The organism is Dyadobacter fermentans DSM 18053 (genome assembly GCF_000023125.1).
In the GTDB taxonomy this organism is placed as follows: Bacteria; Bacteroidota; Bacteroidia; order Cytophagales; family Spirosomataceae; genus Dyadobacter; species Dyadobacter fermentans.
Window position 1 is genome coordinate 6197722 of the sequence record NC_013037.1, and the last position, 19638, is coordinate 6217359.

A 19638-nucleotide genomic window follows, 5' to 3' on the forward strand; every position below is an offset into this window, starting at 1 on the left:
AAAGGGAATACCTGGATTAACTAATATACCTTTTGATAGTCTTTCCGACCCGTTGTAACTGCGTGTCGGTGATGGAAGTCGAGCAGGGGAGCATCATGCCGCGCAACGAAACTTCCGACGATACGTTTTCCCGCGTAATGAACAGGTTTTGCCTGAACACGGGCAACTGATGAATGGGCGTCCATAAAGGGCGCGTCTCAATGCTTTCGGTAGCCAATGCGACGATCAGCGCGCGGCTTTCGTTCACGAGCATGGCCGAATGCCAGTGGTTGGAATCGGTGCCGGGTGTGAGCTGTTGGAACTGAACCGGTAGTCCATCGAACACCCTGCAGTAGTATTCGGCAACTTCCTTTTTCCGCCGCACAAAGCCGGGCAGCTGCTCCATCTGTGCGGCGCCCATGGCTGCGAGCGGGTTTACGAGTCGGAAATTGTAGCCAAGGGCATCGTGAATGTATTCGGTGGCGTGGCTTTTGGCCTGGGTAATGAGGTGCCTGGCCCGTTTGGCAAGCGCTTCGTCGTTAGTCAGGATGGCGCCGCCGCCGGCTGTGGTGATGATTTTGTTACTGTTGAAACTCATCGTCCCCAGCAATCCCGACGTTCCTGAATGCCTGTTGTGCCGGAACGATCCCAGCGAACATGCCGCGTCTTCCACCACATTAATTGAAAAACGCGCAGCAATATCATTGATCAGCTCCATGTCGCACACATTGCCCAGCAAATGCACCGGCACGACCGCTTTTACGCGTCGGTGGCTTTCGTTGTGGAAGCATCCGCCGGTGTTCCGGTAGGTGTGCTTTTCCAGAAAATCGAGCAGCAGTTCCGTGTCGATCAGCCAGGTAGCCGGGTGAATGTCGATCATTACCGGATCGGCGCCGAGGTATTTGACGGCATTGGCGGTTGCTACAAACGTGAGGTCGGGCACCAGTACGAGGTCGCCGCGCTCCACGCCAGCGAGCGTGAGCGCGACCTGCAATGCGCTGGTACCGTTACTGACGCCGATCGCGTGCGAAGCGCCCGTGTAGTCGGCCAATTGCTGTTCGAAGCGCTTCAAAAAGCTCCCGCCGGAAAGCCAGTTGGAATCCACGGCCTCGGCCATGTATTCTTTTTCGCGACCATTGAGGTTTGGCTCGCAGAGCGGGATGGGGCTAGACGTTTCCATAGCGCGGGTTCATCGGTTCGCTGATTACCTGTTCCCTGAAAAGCGACGCTATTTCCTGAATGCCGTTCGGAACGGTTTTGGAAATTTCGAAGCCCAGCACGCGCTTGATTTTGTCGCAGTTTACCTTGTAATCGCGCGGGTCGGTTACCACCGGATGATAGTTCACTTCCAGCGATGGTATTTCCCTGCCGATTTCGGCGGCGAGCATTTTTTTGGTGTAGTTCTGGGCCGTGTCGCCCACGTTGAATGCCTCGCCGTCGATTTTGTCCTTATCGGCTTCAAGCGCCATTTTTACCGACCGCGCCAGGTCGCTCACGTGGCAGTACGGTCGCCAGAAGTTTTCGCCGTAAATCAGCAGGGGTTTTCCTAATGCCGCGTCACGGGTGAACTCGTTCACGGTAAGGTCGAACCGCGGCCGTGGCGAGATGCCGTAAACGGTGGAAAAACGAAGTATAGTGCGCGTAATAGTGCTACTTTCGTGGCTAAGCAGATATTTTTCAAAGTTGACTTTGGTCTCGGAGTAGAGTGAAATCGGGTTGAGGTCGGCGCTTTCGTCCAGCAGGTCATCCGCGATGGCCATTTTGCCATAATTGCTGCACGTGGAAGCGAATACGAACCGTTCGATGCCGGCTTCCTCGCAAAGCTCGTAGAGGCGTACGGAGGCGTGCCAGTTGACCTGTAATGCCAGGTCGGGAAACTTTTTACAAGGAGGTTCGCCTACAATGGCGGCAAGGTGGCATACATAATGGACACCTTCCAGTGCCTTTTTAACGTCCTCATCGTTCAGCAGATCGCCTTTGATGAACCTGAATGCGGGATTACCCCAAAAACTGAGCAGCGACTCGCCGCCGAAAGAAAGGTTATCCAAAACGACCACGCGGTAATCGTCCTGCAACATGATTCGGACCAGTTCGGAGCCGATGTAACCTGCCCCGCCCGTCACCAGGACCGTCTTGCTATTCTTGTTAAACATGTGTGGATACTTTATGAAATGATAGAATGAGTTCGTCTGTAATGATATCGGGCGACCATTGATCGATGATCGCTTTCCCGTTGCTGCCCATTTGCCCGAATTTTTCGGGATGGTCCATAAACCACAGCAGCTTACTGGTAAAATCCGGCTGACTATAAGGGTCGAACCGGAAGCCGTTCAAACCATCGATCACCAGGTCATGGGCGCTGCCGCAGCGCTCCGACACCAGCACCGGCATCGCATATACCATCGCTTCATTTGTCACAAACCCGAAGGGTTCGAAAGTACTTGGCAGCACAGCCACGTCTGCCAGCGTGTACCGGATCGGTACTTCATACCATTCGCAAGGCTCCATCCATTGCACGGATTCCATGCCGAGAGAGCGGATCAATTCCTGTAACCGCGGCTTCTGGTTTCCCTCTCCGCTGAGGATCAGCCCCCATTCATGCCCGTGCGCCGAAAGCTGCTGCGCTTCGTGAAAAGCCCGGATGAACAGGTCGAGGTTCTTCCGGGCGACGAACCGGCCTGCATATAAAAAATTGTACGGCGGAAGGCCCATTTCCTCCTTCCGTTGAGCGCGTAATTGCCGCTCGCGCGTAAAAATCCCGAGCAGCGCTTCATTATCTACGCCGACGTTCTTTGTGCTCATAATCCGGTCGCGCGGGACGCCAAGTTTCAGGGCGTATTCAGCGGCTTTTTGTCCCAGGCACACGAGCGCGTCGCATTGGTTGAGGAAAAATTTCTTCATCCCCTCTTTCCACCAGACCCTCCGTCTGCTGATTTCGCTGCTTTCGAAATCCAGCACAATTTTGATTTTCCGGAGTTTGCAATATGCAAGTACAACCCAATAGGAGGGGTCGTAATAGCCATTCAGGTAAACTACATCGGGATTGTACGCCCTGAGCGCTGCGATAAGCTTCTGGGTTTTTTCGCGGTGGCCGATATGCTCGATGGCTTTATCGGGAAAAAGGACTTCGTAGGGATATGTGTGGATGCTCAGGTCGGTTTTAAGACCGAGCCGGCTCAGTTCGCTGAAAGCCAGTTGCAGCACAAAAAGGTCGTTGCCTTCCTTGCGAAGCCGATGGTGAAGTTCTGTGAAAATTTTGGCCTTGTAATGCGACCAAAGTATGTTATGGATAGCCAGTACCTTCATTGATTTCTGATTTCAGTCGAAACCGGGGGGCTTTATCCGATGGACAGGACTGAAACGGAAATCAATGCACGGTTCCGGAAAAAAATATCCCGGAACCGCGTAAATGGGTTTATTGAAGCGTGTTGCTGATTCTTTTTAGCTCAATTTCGGCTGCTTTGGCTGCATAGTTGAGGTTGATGAGGCGATATCCGGCCTCTTCGAAGCTGCGTTGCGCCTCACGCACGTCGATAATCGTCGCCTGGATCAGTTCGAAGCGTTGCAGCGTAAGGTCGAGCAGCTGCTTGCTGAGCGAGTAGTTTTTCTTCTGGGTTTCGAGCTGTTCGATCGAACTCTGGTAGGTTTGGTACATTTTGACGGCATTAGCGCTGTAATCGCGCATCAATGTATTTTTCTGCAAATGCGCATTTTTCGTATCGATTTCGGCCGCCTGCCGTTGCCGCTTAAACGCTGATCCGTTGTAAATCGGAACAGCCAGCGTTATCCCCGCCTGCGGGCCGACCACGCGGTTGAGCAAGGTGAAACCTGCGGCCGTCTGGTTGCGGGAGAAGTTGTATGCTGCATTGAAACGGACCGTAGGATAGCGCAATGCAGCCGTTTCTCTCACAATCAGTTCATTAATCCTGATCTGATGGTCTGCTGCCTGAATATCGGCATTGGCGGCAAGGCGATCGAGGACGGACGCCAGCTGCATATTGTTATCCACCGTGATCGTGTCCTTGATCGTCACCGCCGACTTGGGATCAAGCGTGAGCGTGCGGAGCAATTCCGTTTTCGCCACCTGCGCTACCATTTGCTGGTTGAGCAATGTCTGGTTCAGCGTGTTCAGGTCGATTTCCGCCTGGAAAATATCCGCATTATTGGCCATTCCGGCTTCCTTGCGTACGCGCAGGATTTCGAGCCGCTTTTCGGACGCGACAATGGAGGTGCGGATGGTATTGATGTAGCTCAGCTGCCGCACGACATCGTAATAGCTCGTCATCACGAGCGCGATCGTGTTCTGGATTTGCGAATTAAGGACTTCCGCACTTTGATATTGCAGTTCGGCCAGCCGTTTTTTTGTAGCTACCACACGCCTTCCGTTGTACAGCAGCATTCCTGCCGCGAGGTTCACCTGCGTGTTATTACCCGCTGCCGCGTTACGGCTGATCTCCGTGCCGTTGTTCAGTTTCTGGTACACCTGGGTGATCTGCTCGGTATTGGTAGCGTTCAAGGCCACCGTCGGTAAGCCGCCCGCCACGCCGTAGTTGTTCAGGATGGTGTTTGCCTCTACGTTGTTCTTGGCAATTTCAATTTCGTAGCTGTTTTTCAAAGCCGTGGCAACCGCCTCGTCTAGCGTGAGCGCGAGGGTGTCTGCGGGCGAGCCCGCTCCGGGGATGCCGGCCATTGCAGGCCCGGAGCAGAGCAGGAGAAGGAAGAATGTATGTTTGTATTTTTTTAAAACGGTGAGCGAGCCCATGTAAAAAACAATAGTTGATTTTGTATAATAATCTCTTGTAATGGATTGTAACCCAAAAACGCTAAGCAACCAGCTCCTCTGCCATTTTCTGCTCCTCTGTTACCTTGTGTTTTTTAGGGGAAATGAATGTGTAGATCGCCGGGATCACGAACAGCGTCAGGATCAGCGAGAACATCAATCCACCTACGATCACAACGCCCAGCGGCACACGGCTCGTTGCGGCGGCACCAAGGCTCAATGCGATTGGCAATGCGCCGAATGCCGTGGCAAGGCTGGTCATGAGGATCGGGCGTAAACGTTGCGTGGCCGATTCGATCGCCGCGGCCGTCCGGCCCATGCCCTGCTCCCGTTTCTGGTTGGCAAACTCCACAATGAGGATACCATTCTTCGTCACCAGCCCGATGAGCATGATCATCCCGATTTGCGAGAAGATATTAATTGTTAAACCAAACAAATACAAACTCAGCAATGCCCCGGCCAATGCCAGCGGCACGGTGATCATGATAATGAACGGGTCGGTGAAGCTCTCGAACTGGCCTGCGAGTACCAGGTAAACCAGCAACAGCGCCAATCCGAATGCGAAACTCGTGTTGGAAGAGCTCTCCTCAAAGTCGCGCGACGGGCCCGTGAGAGATGTCTGGAATGATTCGTCGAGCAGTTTCGTCCCGATCCGGCGCATGGCCGCTACGCCGTCGCCGATTGTTTTACCTTCCACGAGCGAGGCCGAAATGGTGGCGCTTTTGTAACGGTTATAGTGGTAAATGGTCGGCGGACCCGATTCTTCTTCCATATTCACAACGGCGGTCAGCGGGATATTCTCACCGCGGCTGTTGCGGACGTACAGTTTCTCGATGTCGGCCGGTTTGTTACGCTCTGAGCGTTCTACCTGGCCTATTACCTGATATTGCTGGCCGTTCATGATGAAATAGGCCAGGCGGCGTCCGCTGAATGCAGCCTGAATGGTGGCAGCTATGTCGGTTGTTGAAAGGCCGAGGTCGCGGGCTTTGAGGCGGTCGATCGTGAGGCGCACCTCCGGTTTATTGAACTTCAGGTTCACGTCCACATTCTGGAATGTCGGGTCCTGGCGCGCTTCGTCCAGGAACTTGGGCATGACTTCACTCAGCTTTTCGAAATCGAGGTTTTGCAATACGAATTGGACCGGAAGCGAGCCTCTGGAACCGATACCCACGGAAATAGTTTGCTCCTGCGTTGCGAAAATGCGGGCGTCGTTGAATCTCGATAGTTTTTTATTGATATCCTGCGCAATCTCATTCTGGCTCCTTTTACGCTCGCCGGCGTCCACAAGGCCAATACGTCCCGTACCGCTGTTAACGCCGCCGCCGCCAAAGCCGGGCGTGGCAGAGAAGGTAAATGCTTTTTCGGGGATGGAGTCGTTAAGGAAATTGCTGAGCTGGTCGGATACCTGCTGCATTTGATCAAAACTGGTTCCTTCCGGCGCCGAGAGGTTGAAACGGATACTGTTCCGGTCTTCCATCGGGGCGAGCTCGCTTTGCAGGTTGGTGTAGGTAAACCAGATCATCGCACCGCAGGCTACCACGAGTACCCACGACACCCAGCGTGCCTTCATAAACCCGCGCAGCATCCGGTTATAGCCGTTTTCCATACCGGTGAAGAATGGCTCCGTTTTGTTGTAAAACCAGCCGTGACCGGAGTCTTTGCGGTTCAAAACAACGTTCAATACCGGCGTGATGGTAAGCGAAACGAATGCGGAAATCAATACGGCGGACGCGACCACGATCCCGAATTCACGGAAGAGGCTTCCCACAAAGCCTTCGAGGAAAATTACCGGAAGAAAAACCACCGCCAGCGTAAGCGAAGTGGATATTACCGCGAAGAAAATTTCCCGGCTGCCTTCCAATGCCGCCTGGCGAATGGGTAAGCCGCTTTCGAGCTTTCGGAAAATGTTTTCGGTGACTACAATGCCGTCATCGACCACAAGCCCCGTTGCGAGTACAATGCCGAGGAGTGTAAGGATATTGATCGAAAACCCGCACATGTACATGACAAAAAACGTGGCCACGAGGGAAATCGGAATGTCGATCAATGGCCGTACGGCTACGAGCAGGTTCCGGAAGAAAAACAGGATCACGATCACCACGAGGGAGAATGCGATGATCAGCGTTTCTTCCACTTCTTTGATCGACTGCCGCACGAGGCGCGTGTTGTCGATCAGTACGCTGAATGTAATGTCCGATTTATTGGATCGCTGGATTTCTTCGAGGCGCTTGTTGAATTCGTCAGAGATCTGGACGTAGTTGGCGCCCGGCTGCGGGATTACCGCCAAGCCCACTGCATACATGCCGTTGTATTTCCAGCTTTGCTCCTCGTTTTCAGGCCCTAATTCCACTTTGGCCACATTGCCGAGCCGTACAATGCCGGAGCTGTCGTTGCGGATCACGAGGTCGTTGAATTCCTTCTCCGTTTTCAAACGGCCCATGGTGCGGATCGTGAGTTCGGTATTGTCGCCGTAGATTTTACCGGCGGGCAACTCCACGTTTTCTGACGCAAGGGTGGTGGTGATGTCGTTGAAGGAAATGTTATAGGAACTCATCTGGTCGGGATTGAGCCAGATGCGCATCGCGTAGCGTTTTTGCCCGAAAATATTGATCGCACTCACACCGTCGATCGTTTGCAGGCTCTGTTGGAGCACGTTTTCGGCATACTCGCTCAGTTCAAGCAAACCTTTGGACGGGCTTTGGACGGCCAGGAGGAGGATGAAATCCGAGTTGGCATCGGCCTTGCTCACTACCGGCGGCGCGTCGATGTCCTGCGGCAGGTTGCGCAGGGCCTGGCTCACCTTGTCGCGCACGTCGTTCGCGGCGCCTTCAAGATCGGATTCGAGGTTAAACTCTACGGTAATGTTGCTGGAACCGATCTGGCTGGATGAGCTGATACTCTTGATGCCGGGGATTCCGTTGATGCTCTTTTCGAGCGGCTCGGTAATCTGGCTTTCGATGATGTCGGCATTGGCACCGGTGTAGCTCGTTCGCACGTTCACAATCGGAGGGTCAATCGCAGGGTAGTCCCTCAGGGAGAGGAAGTTATATCCTACCACACCAAACAGGATGATGAGCAGGTTCATCACGACCGCCAGTACGGGCCGTTTCAGGGATAGTTCTGAAATATTCATAGCATGGGGTGGTTACTTACTCGCCACATTCAGGTTTCGTACACTTCTCACTTTCACAGGAGCATCGGGCCGGGCAAAAAGTACGCCCGAGACAACCACCGTATCGCCTACATTGAGGCCCTTCGTCACTTCCACCACATCTTCCCGGCGGTCGCCGGTTTCTACCTGCGCAAAAACGGCTTTGCCGCCCTTCACGGTCACGACCTTTTTGCTGCGTGCTTCGGGAATAATGCTGTTGGAGGGAATAAGTATGCTATTCTTGTTATTGCTGGCCGTGATGTACACCTTGGCGAATGAGCCGGGGCTGGTGTTGCCCGAACTCAGCACCGCGCGGACAGTGAGATTGCGGGTGGTCTGGTTCACCTGTGGCTCTATTGCCAGTACGCGGGCCGTTTCGTACTTGCCCGAGGCCTGGTCGAGCATGACTTCTACGGTGCCGCCCTTGCTGATGTATTGCTGGTAACTTTCGGGAATGGTAAAATCAATGCGCAGGTTGGAAAGCTGCTGCATGGTGGCGATAATGCTCTGTGGGGTCACATAAGCGCCTTCGCTGACTTTTCGCAGGCCTACCACTCCGGTAAACGGCGCTTTGATGATCGTTTTGTCGATCAGCGCCTGGGTGTAGGCCATATCGGCTTTGAGGGTATTGACGTTGTTGGCGGCCAGGTCGTAATCGGCCTGGTTGATGCCATTCACCGCGATGAGCTGTTTCAGCCGCTTTTCTGTTGTTTCGGCCAGGTCCAGCTGTATTTTGGACCTGTTCAGCTGTGCGAGCAGGTCGGCATTGTTGATTCTGGCGATGACGGTTCCTTTTTGGACTGTTTTGCCCTCAGGAACGTCGAGGAAGGTAAGTAATCCGCTTACTTCGGGCCGTAATTCGGCGAACTCGTTGGCCACGATGGTGCCGTTGACTTCGACTTTATCACTGACCTTTTCGGACTTCGCAACGATCACATCGACGATGGTCGGTCCGCCGCCGCCTTTTTGTTGAAAAGTATCCTTTTTTTCTCCGCAGGAAAGCGTAATGAAGAGAGAGCCGACAATGAAAAGTGAAGACAGAGGTTTGGTTAAATTTGGCAGTCCTTCTGCACGGGCAGATCTGGCGATAACATTCATAGGGTTTGTTAACCTGGGCTTAGTGTTTAGGGACCTTCGAACTAAATGGGTTTAGTTCAGAGGTTTGTCCAAAATTAGATATTAATCTCGAACCGATTAGACTTTTCGCCGCTATAAAAGTTTAATGCCAGCTAATTTTTTTAGAAGGAACTTCCGATCACTTTGAGCAAAGTGTCGCATTTGAGCTCTGTTTCGAACCATTCGAGCTCAGGCACAGAGTCTTCGGTGATGCCGGCGCCTGCGAAAAACGTGGCAATGCCCTCTTTGAACCGCACCGTGCGGAGGTTTACGAACAGGTTGGTATCGCCGCCCACCTGTGCCGGACCGAGGAATCCGCTGTAAAAGGAGCGGTTGTACCCTTCCACGTCGTTGATAAATTGCAGGCTGGGCGCTTTGGGGACGCCGCAGATGGCAGAAGTGGGATGCAGCAATTTCAGCATGACCGAAGCAAGCTCGGGGAAATGAAGCGCCACGGTATCCACCTCGAACACCGTTCTGAGGTGGTAAAGATTCCCCGCCAGCACCGTTTTAGGCCCCGTTTCGAGGTATTCGCGCAGGCGTATTTTTTTGAAACACTCAATAATATATCGACTCACAAGTGCCTGCTCTTCAATCTCTTTCTCGCCCCATCGGATGTCGTACTTGGGTATGAGCGCACCGGCGGCGTCGCGCGCGCCCTGCGTGCCTGCGAGGGACATCGTTTTGAACGTGCCGTCCGATAATTGCTCCACGAGCAGTTCGGGGCTGGCGCCGAGCCACATTTCGTTTTCCTCAGGCAGGTTCACCAGCGACACGAATGCGTGCGGGTAAGCTTTTACGAGTTTCTGAAATGCCTGCGCTGGCTGAAAGCCGTCGGTATAGGCAAGGTCTTTGGTGCGCGAAAGGACCACTTTCTTGAACTGGTTCTGGCGAATGGCGGCAACGGCAAGTTCTACCGTCCGCTCAAACCGGGATTTGGCGTCGAGCGGGCCGGTTACTGGTTGAAGCTGGCCGGCGGGTAATTCATCCGCCGCTTGTTCTGCTTGCAGCGATTCGGCCAGCTGAACAAGTCTTTTGACTTCCGTATGCTCTTCGCCGAGCTTGTTGTCGTGATTGGTAATCCGGTTGTCTTCCGAAAATGTGAGGATAATATCGCCTTCCAGGAACAGCACTTCTTGCTCGCATTCCCAGTAGAATGTGCTCATTACAAAGCCAGGGCTCATTTTTTCGAGCTCCGGCAGGCATTTGCGGATGCCGTCGCGGACCGAAATAAGCAGTTTGATTTCGTTGGTATGGGGCAGGCGCCAAAGCGCCGAGGGGAAGCCCAAAATTTTGGATGCCTGCCAAAGCTCCTGAATCTGTAATCCCTCAAATATTGAAATCCTGGTGTCGGTTTGTACTGATAGCATTTATAACGAATGGGCAATGTCCCGTTAGGTCAATTTTGTGCAAAATAATGTCAGCGGTCTGCATTCACAATAGCGACTGTAAGTCTGCTTATGCAAACGAGTTTGTTTTCTTCATTGGTAATGCGAATGTCCCAAATATGGGTGGTCCGGCCGACGTGGATCGGTCGGACAGTTCCGTGCACGTAGCCTTCCTTCACGGGCCGGAGGTGATTTGCATTGATTTCCAGCCCTACGGCGTGTTTATTTTCATTTTCAGGAATGCATAAAAACGAAGCGATGCTCCCGAGCGTCTCCGCAAGCACTACCGACGCCCCGCCGTGCAAAATGCCGAAAGGCTGGTGCGTACGCTTATCCACCGGCATTCGCGCTGAGATATAGTCCGTTCCGATTTCCGTAAACTCGATTCCGATATGGCCGGCGATGGTATTTGTTCCGAAAGATTGAAGTGATCCGAGGGTGGCGCTTTTAACGAACATATCTAAAAATTGTATAAATTTGTGTTGGCTTTGCGGATAAAGAACAAGGTTTTTGTAAATTTAATATTTAAATTATCCTATTATTTTGAAAAGAAAATCGATTTACCTTATTCGCCACGGTGAAACTGATTTTAATCGCAGGGGAGTTGTTCAGGGAAGTGGTGTTGACTCCTTGCTGAATGAATGGGGAGAGGCTCAGGCCGCAGCTTTTTTCAATGCTTATCAACATGTTCCGTTTGACAAAGTTTATACCTCCGATTTAAGACGAACACATCAAACGGTCGCCGGGTTCATCAGGCGCGGCATCCCCCACGAAAGCTACGCCGGGCTGAACGAAATATCCTGGGGCGACCGGGAAGGGCGCGAACCTAACACCGGCGACAACAACTACTACCGCGAGCTGGTGAATGCCTGGAAAACCGGGCAGGTGGAGCTCGCAGCCGAAGGGGGAGAAAGTCCCGTGCAGGTGCGCCAGCGCCAGATTCCCGTGATCGAAACGATCCTCTCGCGCCCGCACGAAAGAAATATCCTCATTGCCATGCACGGCCGTGCCATGCGCGTGCTGCTGACGACGCTTTTCAACGAGCCGCTCGTACGCATGGACGATTACGAGCACAGCAATCTTTGCCTCTACAAAATCAATTATTCCTACGATACCGGGCAGTTCGAACTGGAAGTATCCAACGACATCACACACCTGCTTTCGATCGAAATTCCGCAAACGATATAGCAGCCGTTTGTGTACATTCGTTTCCATTGGTGTATTAATGTACCTCCCCTGAGCGTGCATTAATACATTTGTGGCTTTTCAATACATTACCAGTGTTCCTATGTTCATGTCCAAAAAACGCATCTATTGGACTCTGCAGATTCTTGGCTGGACATTATTAATCATGTTCGAATACGTTCCGTATGTATTGGAATATGGTTTCAACCTGAGTGAATTCTATTCGGCGCTTGCCAATATCCTGCTGGGCATTAGCCTTACCCACGTGTACCGATTGGTTATCAGGCGGTGGAACTGGTCGTCGCTGCCGCTGCCGAGGCTGGCGTTGCGCGTAATTGTCTCGGTACTGCTGATGGGCCTGATCATGACGATGATCAACCTGCCGATGGATAGGGAAGTGCTGCAACACAACTTGCTAAGCCAGCCGTTCATATTCTGGGGATATTATGCGACCTGGTGCAAAAACCTGCTGGCGTGGATATTGTCCTATACCATTTACCATTACGTGGAGCAGAACCGGCTCGCCAGCTATGAGAAGATCATGCTGAAAATGTCGATGCGGGAAGCCGAAGCGAAAGTGCTCCGTTCGCAGCTTAATCCGCATTTTACATTCAATGCCCTCAACAGCATCCGCGCGCTCGTGTACGAAGATCCCAAACGTGCGCAGTTGAGCATCACGCAGTTATCCAACATTTTGCGCAATTCACTGCTGGCCGATCGCCGGAAAACGGTCGATTTGCAGGAGGAGCTACGTACCGTCGAGGACTATCTCGAACTCGAAAAAGTCCGGTACGAAGACCGCCTTTGTTACAGCATTACCACCAATCCGCAGGCCATTTACTGGCAGGTGCCGCCCATGATGTTGCAAACGCTCGTCGAAAATGGCATTAAGCATGGCGTGGCGAAGCAAATGGGAGGTGGATTTATCGGCGTAAAATCGGAAATTGCAAATGAGCTGCTCGTAATCACAATCCATAACTCGGGTAGCCTTGGCAATACGGAGGTGAATGCCGGCAACCTCGGCAATACCGAATCCGGCGGGGTGGGGCTCAGAAATACGGCCGAACGGCTGTCAATTTTATACGGCAAAGCGGCCACATTCCGGATTTTCCAGGAGGACGAAAATGTGGTTTGTTCGGAAATTAAAATCCCGATGCTGTCCGAGGGAGTGCTGATGGTGGGAGAGGGGTCCGAGAAAGAGAACTAATAACCAAATCAATAAACTGTCTATTAATTATTCCTAACTGATCCATCCGCCATGAGGACCTTAATTGTTGATGACGAGCGACTTGCGCGCACTGAATTGAAAAGACTTCTTGAACCATACACCAAAATAGAGATCGTAGGTGAGGCCGCCAATGCCGAAGAAGCCTTGAAACTCATTGAAGAACAGCAACCTGAGCTGCTCTTCCTGGACATTCAGATGCCCGGCAAGAACGGTTTCGAGCTGCTTTCGTCGATCGAGGGCAAAAGTCCCGAGGTGATTTTTACCACCGCATTTGACGAATACGCCATTAAGGCCTTCGAATTCAATGCATTGGATTACCTTCTGAAACCGATTGACACGGAGCGGCTGAAAGAAACCATCCATCGGATCGAGGAAAACCAGGCCCAGCCCGAAACGCCTTCGCACACCAATGAGCGTGCGGAAAAGGTGCTCGGCGAGAACGACCAGGTTTTTGTGAAAGACGGTGAAAAATGCTGGTTTGTGAAGCTCGGCAAGATCCGCCTGTTCGAATCGATGGGTAATTACGTTCGCCTGCATTTCGACGACCAGAAACCTTTGGTACTGAAATCGCTGAACAACCTGGAAGAGCGGCTGGACCCCAATACTTATTTCCGCGCCAATCGTAAGCATATCATCAATTTGCATTGGATCGAAAAAATCGAACCGTGGTTTAGCGGCGGATTGCTCGTGACGTTGCAGGGCGGCGATAAGATCGAAATCTCCCGGCGCCAGGCCATTCGTTTCAAGGAATTGATGAGCCTTTAATTTTTCCTGAACTATCAAACGAGTATTTATGGGACTGAGACAAATAGCGGCCCTTGCGGTAGGAGTAATGTCTGTTTGGGCATGTAACCAGTCGGGTAGTAAAGAGGACGCGAGCAGCAAAGCCGGTGTTTTCGCAGGCGGGGTGAAGAAGGAGGAGTTTGGCGGCTGTGATACGGCCCTGAACAAAGGCGTAACCGTGCAGGTAACCCTTTGGACGCCGTCTGATTCCAGCGAAGCAGCAGGGAATATTCGCAAAATTCTGACGGAAAAGACGGTGACGCGGTTGAATTCCTACGGCGATCCCGCCAGTGTGGATGCCCGTGCGGGGTCTATTACGAGTCCGAAAGCGGCGTTCGACGTTTTTGAAAAGAACTATAACGATTTCAAAAAGGATTTCCCCGACGCGCCCGGCTGCTGGGAGGTGGAGCTGCACGGCGATACCGTGATGACCACCCCGAAAATGCTTTTTTACCAGCTCGACCATTATTCATTCACGGGCGGCGCTCATCCGAACAGTTTCACTTCTTACCATGCATTTGATGCCAAAACCGGCAAAGAAGTCGAGATGAAGAGCTTCGTGGCCGATTCGGTGGCGTTGCTAAGCCTGGTTGAAAAGAAATTCCGCGAACTGGAAAAGCTCACTCCCGAGGTGGATCTCGAAGATGCCGGCTATTTCCTGGCCAATCACAAGTTTTTTATGCCTGCCAACTACGTATTTACACCGGAAGGCGTGCTGTTTTACTATAATCCCTACGAAATTGCCGCTTACGCACGCGGGGCGATCGATTTCACGATCCCGTACGACGAGCTGAAAGGCATCGTGCGCAAGGAGGCGGTTTTCTGATCACATTTCCCCGGAATCGAGGAAACTGTAATAGCCGTCATCGGTAAAGATCATATGGTCCAGAACGGGCAGGTCGAGCAATCGGCCTGCCTCTTTGATTTGCGAGGTCAGCAGGCGGTCGGCCATGCTGGGCACGAGCTGGCCGGAAGGATGGTTATGCACCAGAATCACCGAGCTGGCCATGTGATCGAGGGCGATTTTGAAGATCATTTTAATGTCCGTGGCAGTGCCCGAAATGCCGCCCACACTCACCTGTACGGCGCGCATCACGCAGTTGCCGCGATTGAGCAGCAAAATCCAGAATTCTTCGTGCGTTTTGTCCATCAGGTACGGCCGCATGGCTTCATACACCGGCTGCGAACCGTTGATTTTCCGTTTTTTGTCGCGCACGATATCGCTCCGGCGGCGACCGAGTTCCAATGCGGCCAGGATGGTAAGCGCCTTCGCCTCGCCGATGCCCTTGATTCTCGTCAGGTCCCTGACATTCAGTTTCGCCAGTTCGTTAATGTTGTTGCCCACCGAGGTCATAATGGACTTCGCGAGGTCCACGGCCGTCATATGGGTGGTTCCGGCACGGATCAGAATGGCCATCAGCTCGGCGTCGGAGCACGCGGCGCGGCCTTTGTTCATGAATTTTTCGCGGGGTTTGTCGTCATCGTGCCAATTGATGATCACTTTCGGATTTTCGCTCTTTTTTCTGGGCATCGTCGGGATACATGGTTACTGTATTCCTTGATACGTCGGAAATCGGAATTAGTAACAACCTATTGTCCGAGAGTCGTCAGCGCAGCACGGGCCTTGTTGTCGATGCTGTTCTTGTATTCATGTTTTTTAAAGCTCATGGCTTGCTCGAAATACAGGACGGCCTTTTGGTTTTCTGCCTTCTGCTGGTGAATGTAGCCCATTTGCAATGCGGAAGATGCTGCAAAACCGCCCGCTGCGGCATCGGTCTGCCCCAGCGAGATCGAGCGTTCGTAAAAGGGCATACACTCATTCACCCGAACCGATTTTTGAAGAATCCGGGCCATTCGATAATTGTATTCTGCCTTTTCGTAAGTCGTGCCAAAGCTTTTTTCCGATATGGATTTCATCAGTTCAGATGCTTTGGTCAGGTAGCCGCCATCCGTGGCATATCTGGCCTTGTAAAGCACTTTTTGGCGGGCACTGATTTTTCCAGCTGCGAACTCATTTGCAAACCGCTGGGCAAACTGATCTGCCTCAATGATCGTGCTGCCGGTTTGAGTTACTTGCCGGATGTAAGGAACGGCGTCCTGGTCGCGGTTCATCAGCCAGCGGCACATGAACATTTTGAAATGGCTATCCTTGATGTAATTAAATCCCGAATACTGTTTGAGGAAGCGTGAATAGAACCCGAACGATTCTTCATACTCACCCTTTTGCAATGCGATCTCCCCGCGCAGGTAGTTCAGGAACGGGAATGGCGTGTAATCTTTGCCGGCGGGCGCTTCGGCGAGGATCTGCGCGGCTTCCTCGCTTTTGTTTTCTTTCATCAAAACCGTCGTAGCGAAGAAATAGAGCAGCAGATTATCCGGCTGTTCCTGCGGTAACCGGCGAATGCGCATTTGCTGTTCGGGAGAAAGTTGCAGCGTGTAGGCATGCAGGAGCAGGTCGATGAGCTCGGCTTCCTGCCGGAAAAACGGCTCCTCTTTCACCACTTCCCGAAGTTCGCGGATACCCAGCCCGATATTCCCTTTCAGGCCGAGAATTTTGGCGATCCACACATAATTTTCCGGGATCGAGCCGATGAGCACGTGCAGCAAACCAAGCGATTTGAGGGTAGGTGTAAATTCGGGGAATTTCTTACGGTTTTCAGCCAGGAGCCGGTATGCCTTGATAATATCCCAGGAACCGCTCACTTCATTGCCGAATTTGAGCTTCGCAAAAGCGGAATGCAGGCGGATATCGGCCTGAAACAGCCTTTTATAGGGTGATTTTTCCGAAAGCTTACCTACCTGGTCGAGCCGCTTGTCCTGCTGCTGGGTGAAAACCTTGTACCGGGCGCGATCTTCCGCGATGAGCAGGTAATGTAAATCGGCGTAGCTGTCCAGATAGGCGATGAATGGGTTGTCGGGAGTCTCATCGCGCTGATCATCGATGAGCGCCCGGGCTGCGGGAAGCCGCAGTTTTTGTATTTCAAAATAGGCCTTTTGGAGCTTTGGCGAGAAAACGACATCATTTTGCTCCTCGGCCGCCAGCGCCGGCTGGCAGAGGAAAAGACAGAAAAGCAGGCATTGCAGCCAGAGATTCGCTGCATTTTTGACTTCCTGAAAACTCCTGCTCATAGTCATGCACATAAAAAAAGGTTGTCCGGGTAAGACAACCTTTCAAATTTAATATTTAAATGCTTAGCGACGCTGGTGTACCGGCTGAACGCTTTCTACATCGGCAAGGATACGTCCGCAGTGCTCGCACACGATCAGTTTCTTACGCTCGCGGATATCCGCCTGGCGCTGAGGAGGAACGATGCTGAAACATCCACCGCAAGCCCCACGCTGCACATGCACCACGGCAAGGCCGTTCAGTGAATTGTCGCGGATTTTCTGGTAGGATTTCAGTAGGCGCTCTTCGATTTTCTTGATGTGCTTTTCTCTTTCTGCAATCAGCCCTTGCTCTTCCGCCTGGCTTTCCGAAGTGATTACCGAAAGTTCATTTTTCTTCACTTTCAGGTCTTCGTTTCTTTCATTCAGGATGGATTCCGCGCGGTTGGCGTCTTCTTCGATGAGGCGGATACGCGCTCTGGCTTCGTTGATCTTCTTGTCGGCCAGTTGCATATCAAGTTCTTGCAATTCTATTTCTTTGGTGATGGCGTCGTATTCGCGGTTGTTGCGGACGTTCATCTGCTGATCTTTGTATTTCTTGATCAGTTTTTCCCCTTCTTTCTGTGCATTTTTGAAATTGTCGATCTCCGTATTCAGATTGGCAATTTCAGATTTAAACTTTCCTAAACGCGTTTCGAATCCTGCGATTTCATCTTCGAGGTCCCTTACTTCTTCCGGCAGGTCCCCGCGGGTTTTTAGTATTTCGTCAAGGCTTGAATCGATTTCCTGAAGTTTCAGGAGTGCATCTAGTTTTTGTGCGATTGTGTTTTCCATGTATGTCTTTAATGGACTTGTTTCAATGCTTGAAAAGTGAGGTAGTCAGCCCTAATTTAAACAGATAATCAGCAGAATTCGTTGTCGAAACCGGATTTCAGAAAAAATACCGAACCGGATTAGTGCTGGTTTCTGACAAACAGAGTGCGAAATTACTAAATTTTCCGGATAAATAGTCATGTAATAAATTTTTCGTAAATACTTCGCTTTCGTAATGTCCTATGTCACAGATCATAATGCGACCTTCGGCATCGAAAAATTCGTGATACTTGTAATCCGCCGTCACAAATACATCGGCGCCGCCGGAAATGGCATTGCGGAGCAAAAAACTGCCCGCGCCGCCGCAAACCGCCACCCGGCGGACGGGTCGGCCGGCCGGTTCGGTGTGTTTGATCACCTGTACTTCCATTTGCCGTTTCAAATGGGCCAGGAAAGCATTGGGTTCCAGCGGCTCCGGCAGTTCGCCAATGGCCCCGGCACCCACTTCCTGGTTTTCGTTTTCAAGCGCCGACATATAATAGGCTACTTCTTCGTACGGATGGGCGCGCCTGAGTGCATGCAATACCTGCGCTTGCAAGTGGGAGGGAAGCATTACTTCCACCCGATGTTCCTGCACGGTTTCGAGCTCGCCGCGTGAGCCAACTGCCGGGTTCGCTGACTCTCCGGGAAGGAATGTGCCCAGTCCCTCGCTTCTGAAACTGCAATTCCGATAATCGCCGATCTCACCTGCACCGGCTTCGAACAGGGCATTCAAGACCTCCTGCGTGTTTTCAACAGGGCAAAAGAACGCGAGTTTGGTAAGAATCTGCTTTTTGGGCGCGAGTACTTTAATGTTCTGCAATCCGAGCCGCCGGGCGATCTGCCAGTTCACGCCGCCGGTCACGTGGTCCAGGTTCGTGTGGGTGGCATAGAGTGCAATGTCGTTTTTGATCGCCTGAATGATCGTTCGTTCGACATAATTTTTACCATTGAGCTTTTTAAGGCCCTTGAAAATGATCGGATGGTGGGCGACGATCAGGTTGCAGTTTTTGCGTACGGCCTCCTCGACGATTTCTTCGGTGATATCGAGCGAAAATAAAATGCCGGTAACCTCGTTATCCGGCGACCCGACGAGCAATCCGGCATTGTCATATTCTTCCTGATAAGGCAGCGGCGCGAGTTTTTCGAGTTCGGTTAAAATTTCTTTGATGAAAGCCATAAAATTTCTCCTGGTTCAACTATTTCATTTTCAGATTATTCTTGGCGTAAGAATTATCATTTCACAAATAAAATAACTAAATTGCTGTGTAGGGTGTTGCAATCGTAAATATTAGTGGTAGTTTTGCACCACGTTTTACGAAAACGCTTTGTGAAACGAATCGGTTTGGTAGTTCAGTTGGTTAGAATACATGCCTGTCACGCATGGGGTCGCGGGTTCGAGTCCCGTCCAGACCGCCGATTAAGTTGAAGTTCTTTATTTATTGGTTTGGTAGTTCAGTTGGTTAGAATACATGCCCGGCCCGCGTAGGGTGTCACGCATGGGGTCGCTAACGGATGCCAGATTCGCAATGTTCTTTATTTAATGGTTTGGTAGTTCAGTTGGTTAGAATACATGCCTGTCACGCATGGGGTCGCGGGTTCGAGTCCCGTCCAGACCGCAAAAAGCTCAGAGAAATCTGGGCTTTTCGCATTTTAGGGCGTTAAATTCCACGATCACGCTACGCCATTTCAAACCACCGCAGCCGGGAGTGTCACCAAAAATACAGGAAACTCTCCAAAACAGACTAGGTTTATTAAATATACAAACCTAGAAAAATCATATATGCTCCACAAGTTTTGGATTTGATCCGGGATTCATGCGAACGCGATTGCGTCGCGGAGAAGGGTGTTAACAGGGCATAAAAAAACACGCAGGTTTCAAAATGAACCCGCGTGTCAAATTACACTTCATCAACAAACTAAAAACCAAATAAAACTAATACGAAAAAAATCGCTTGTCAAGTTTTTTTTGCTGTAGGAGGGGGATTCGAACCACCCACGGTGCGGTTAGCTACGGTACAAATACTGTTGGTGGTCCACCCCAGTCGACTTGCGTCGGCATTATGCCGCG

Annotated in this window: 16 protein-coding genes and 2 tRNA genes; 6 read left to right on the plus strand and 12 right to left on the minus strand. The window is 51.7% G+C overall.

Annotated elements, in window-relative coordinates:
- Nucleotides 1-16 precede the first annotated feature (16 nt).
- From DFER_RS25570 to DFER_RS25605, 8 genes are all read right to left on the minus strand, one after another.
- A complete protein-coding gene (locus tag DFER_RS25570; protein WP_015814573.1) occupies nt 17-1159 on the minus strand; it encodes a LegC family aminotransferase in 1143 nt (380 codons plus the stop codon).
- Nucleotides 1146-2132 (minus strand): NAD-dependent epimerase/dehydratase family protein, encoded by a 987-nt coding sequence (locus DFER_RS25575; protein WP_015814574.1) that lies wholly within the window; start codon nt 2130-2132, stop codon nt 1146-1148. The genes DFER_RS25570 and DFER_RS25575 overlap by 14 nt, the downstream gene beginning before the upstream one ends.
- A complete protein-coding gene (locus tag DFER_RS25580; RefSeq protein ID WP_015814575.1) occupies nt 2125-3285 on the minus strand; it encodes a glycosyltransferase family 4 protein in 1161 nt (386 codons plus the stop codon). The genes DFER_RS25575 and DFER_RS25580 overlap by 8 nt, the downstream gene beginning before the upstream one ends.
- 109 nt (nt 3286-3394) lie before the next feature.
- A complete protein-coding gene (locus DFER_RS25585) occupies nt 3395-4741 on the minus strand; it encodes a TolC family protein (RefSeq protein WP_015814576.1) in 1347 nt (448 codons plus the stop codon).
- Between the two features lie 61 nt (nt 4742-4802).
- On the minus strand, nt 4803-7892 hold the full coding sequence (locus DFER_RS25590; RefSeq protein WP_015814577.1) for an efflux RND transporter permease subunit: 3090 nt from the start codon (nt 7890-7892) through the stop codon (nt 4803-4805).
- Nucleotides 7893-7904: 12 nt separating this feature from the next.
- Nucleotides 7905-9008: an efflux RND transporter periplasmic adaptor subunit gene (locus DFER_RS25595; RefSeq protein ID WP_015814578.1), complete on the minus strand. Its 1104-nt coding sequence runs from the start codon at nt 9006-9008 to the stop codon at nt 7905-7907.
- A 140-nt stretch (nt 9009-9148) separates the two neighbouring features.
- Nucleotides 9149-10396, minus strand: a complete 1248-nt coding sequence (locus tag DFER_RS25600) for a chorismate-binding protein (protein ID WP_015814579.1) — start codon at nt 10394-10396, stop codon at nt 9149-9151.
- A gap of 50 nt (nt 10397-10446) precedes the next feature.
- Nucleotides 10447-10872, minus strand: coding sequence for a hotdog fold thioesterase (locus DFER_RS25605; RefSeq protein ID WP_015814580.1), 426 nt, complete (start codon nt 10870-10872; stop codon nt 10447-10449).
- Between the two features lie 85 nt (nt 10873-10957).
- Here DFER_RS25605 and DFER_RS25610 point away from each other — a divergent pair, with 85 nt between their 5' ends.
- The 4 genes from DFER_RS25610 to DFER_RS25625 all read left to right on the plus strand — a co-directional run bounded on the left by DFER_RS25610 (nt 10958) and on the right by DFER_RS25625 (nt 14436).
- Nucleotides 10958-11602, plus strand: a complete 645-nt coding sequence (locus DFER_RS25610; protein ID WP_015814581.1) for a histidine phosphatase family protein — start codon at nt 10958-10960, stop codon at nt 11600-11602.
- Between the two features lie 106 nt (nt 11603-11708).
- Nucleotides 11709-12806: a sensor histidine kinase gene (locus DFER_RS25615; protein ID WP_041736685.1), complete on the plus strand. Its 1098-nt coding sequence runs from the start codon at nt 11709-11711 to the stop codon at nt 12804-12806.
- A gap of 51 nt (nt 12807-12857) precedes the next feature.
- Nucleotides 12858-13592, plus strand: a complete 735-nt coding sequence (locus DFER_RS25620) for a LytR/AlgR family response regulator transcription factor (protein WP_015814583.1) — start codon at nt 12858-12860, stop codon at nt 13590-13592.
- Between the two features lie 28 nt (nt 13593-13620).
- Complete coding sequence (locus DFER_RS25625) at nt 13621-14436, plus strand: PdaC/RsiV family protein (RefSeq protein WP_015814584.1); 816 nt, start codon at nt 13621-13623, stop codon at nt 14434-14436.
- On the opposite strand, the gene radC is transcribed toward DFER_RS25625, so the two are convergent.
- The 4 genes from radC to DFER_RS25645 form a co-directional block, all read right to left on the minus strand.
- Entirely contained in the window at nt 14437-15141 is a 705-nt protein-coding gene (radC, locus tag DFER_RS25630) for a RadC family protein (RefSeq protein ID WP_015814585.1), read from the minus strand.
- Nucleotides 15142-15200: 59 nt separating this feature from the next.
- Entirely contained in the window at nt 15201-16739 is a 1539-nt protein-coding gene (locus DFER_RS25635) for a hypothetical protein (protein ID WP_229206113.1), read from the minus strand.
- A 63-nt stretch (nt 16740-16802) separates the two neighbouring features.
- Nucleotides 16803-17549, minus strand: coding sequence for a zinc ribbon domain-containing protein (locus tag DFER_RS25640; protein WP_015814587.1), 747 nt, complete (start codon nt 17547-17549; stop codon nt 16803-16805).
- A 97-nt stretch (nt 17550-17646) separates the two neighbouring features.
- Nucleotides 17647-18747 carry a Nif3-like dinuclear metal center hexameric protein gene (locus tag DFER_RS25645; RefSeq protein WP_015814588.1) on the minus strand — a complete coding sequence of 367 codons (1101 nt, stop codon included), beginning with the start codon at nt 18745-18747 and terminating at the stop codon, nt 17647-17649.
- Nucleotides 18748-18909: 162 nt separating this feature from the next.
- On the opposite strand from DFER_RS25645, the gene DFER_RS25650 reads away from it, so the two are divergent.
- Both DFER_RS25650 and DFER_RS25655 read left to right on the plus strand, forming a co-directional pair.
- Nucleotides 18910-18983 (plus strand) — tRNA-Asp (locus tag DFER_RS25650).
- Nucleotides 18984-19112: 129 nt separating this feature from the next.
- A tRNA-Asp gene (locus tag DFER_RS25655) sits at nt 19113-19186 on the plus strand.
- Nucleotides 19187-19638: the final 452 nt, after the last annotated feature.

Coding starts and splice junctions, on each gene's coding strand:
- DFER_RS25570 (WP_015814573.1), bottom strand. CDS start 1,159: ATGGAAACGTCTAGCCCCATCCCGCTCTGCGAGCCAAACCTCAATGGT.
- DFER_RS25575 (WP_015814574.1), bottom strand. CDS start 2,132: ATGTTTAACAAGAATAGCAAGACGGTCCTGGTGACGGGCGGGGCAGGT.
- DFER_RS25580 (WP_015814575.1), bottom strand. CDS start 3,285: ATGAAGGTACTGGCTATCCATAACATACTTTGGTCGCATTACAAGGCC.
- DFER_RS25585 (WP_015814576.1), bottom strand. CDS start 4,741: ATGGGCTCGCTCACCGTTTTAAAAAAATACAAACATACATTCTTCCTT.
- DFER_RS25590 (WP_015814577.1), bottom strand. CDS start 7,892: ATGAATATTTCAGAACTATCCCTGAAACGGCCCGTACTGGCGGTCGTG.
- DFER_RS25595 (WP_015814578.1), bottom strand. CDS start 9,008: ATGAATGTTATCGCCAGATCTGCCCGTGCAGAAGGACTGCCAAATTTA.
- DFER_RS25600 (WP_015814579.1), bottom strand. CDS start 10,396: ATGCTATCAGTACAAACCGACACCAGGATTTCAATATTTGAGGGATTA.
- DFER_RS25605 (WP_015814580.1), bottom strand. CDS start 10,872: ATGTTCGTTAAAAGCGCCACCCTCGGATCACTTCAATCTTTCGGAACA.
- DFER_RS25615 (WP_041736685.1), top strand. CDS start 11,709: ATGTCCAAAAAACGCATCTATTGGACTCTGCAGATTCTTGGCTGGACA.
- DFER_RS25620 (WP_015814583.1), top strand. CDS start 12,858: ATGAGGACCTTAATTGTTGATGACGAGCGACTTGCGCGCACTGAATTG.
- DFER_RS25625 (WP_015814584.1), top strand. CDS start 13,621: ATGGGACTGAGACAAATAGCGGCCCTTGCGGTAGGAGTAATGTCTGTT.
- radC (WP_015814585.1), bottom strand. CDS start 15,141: ATGCCCAGAAAAAAGAGCGAAAATCCGAAAGTGATCATCAATTGGCAC.
- DFER_RS25635 (WP_229206113.1), bottom strand. CDS start 16,739: ATGAGCAGGAGTTTTCAGGAAGTCAAAAATGCAGCGAATCTCTGGCTG.
- DFER_RS25640 (WP_015814587.1), bottom strand. CDS start 17,549: ATGGAAAACACAATCGCACAAAAACTAGATGCACTCCTGAAACTTCAG.
- DFER_RS25645 (WP_015814588.1), bottom strand. CDS start 18,747: ATGGCTTTCATCAAAGAAATTTTAACCGAACTCGAAAAACTCGCGCCG.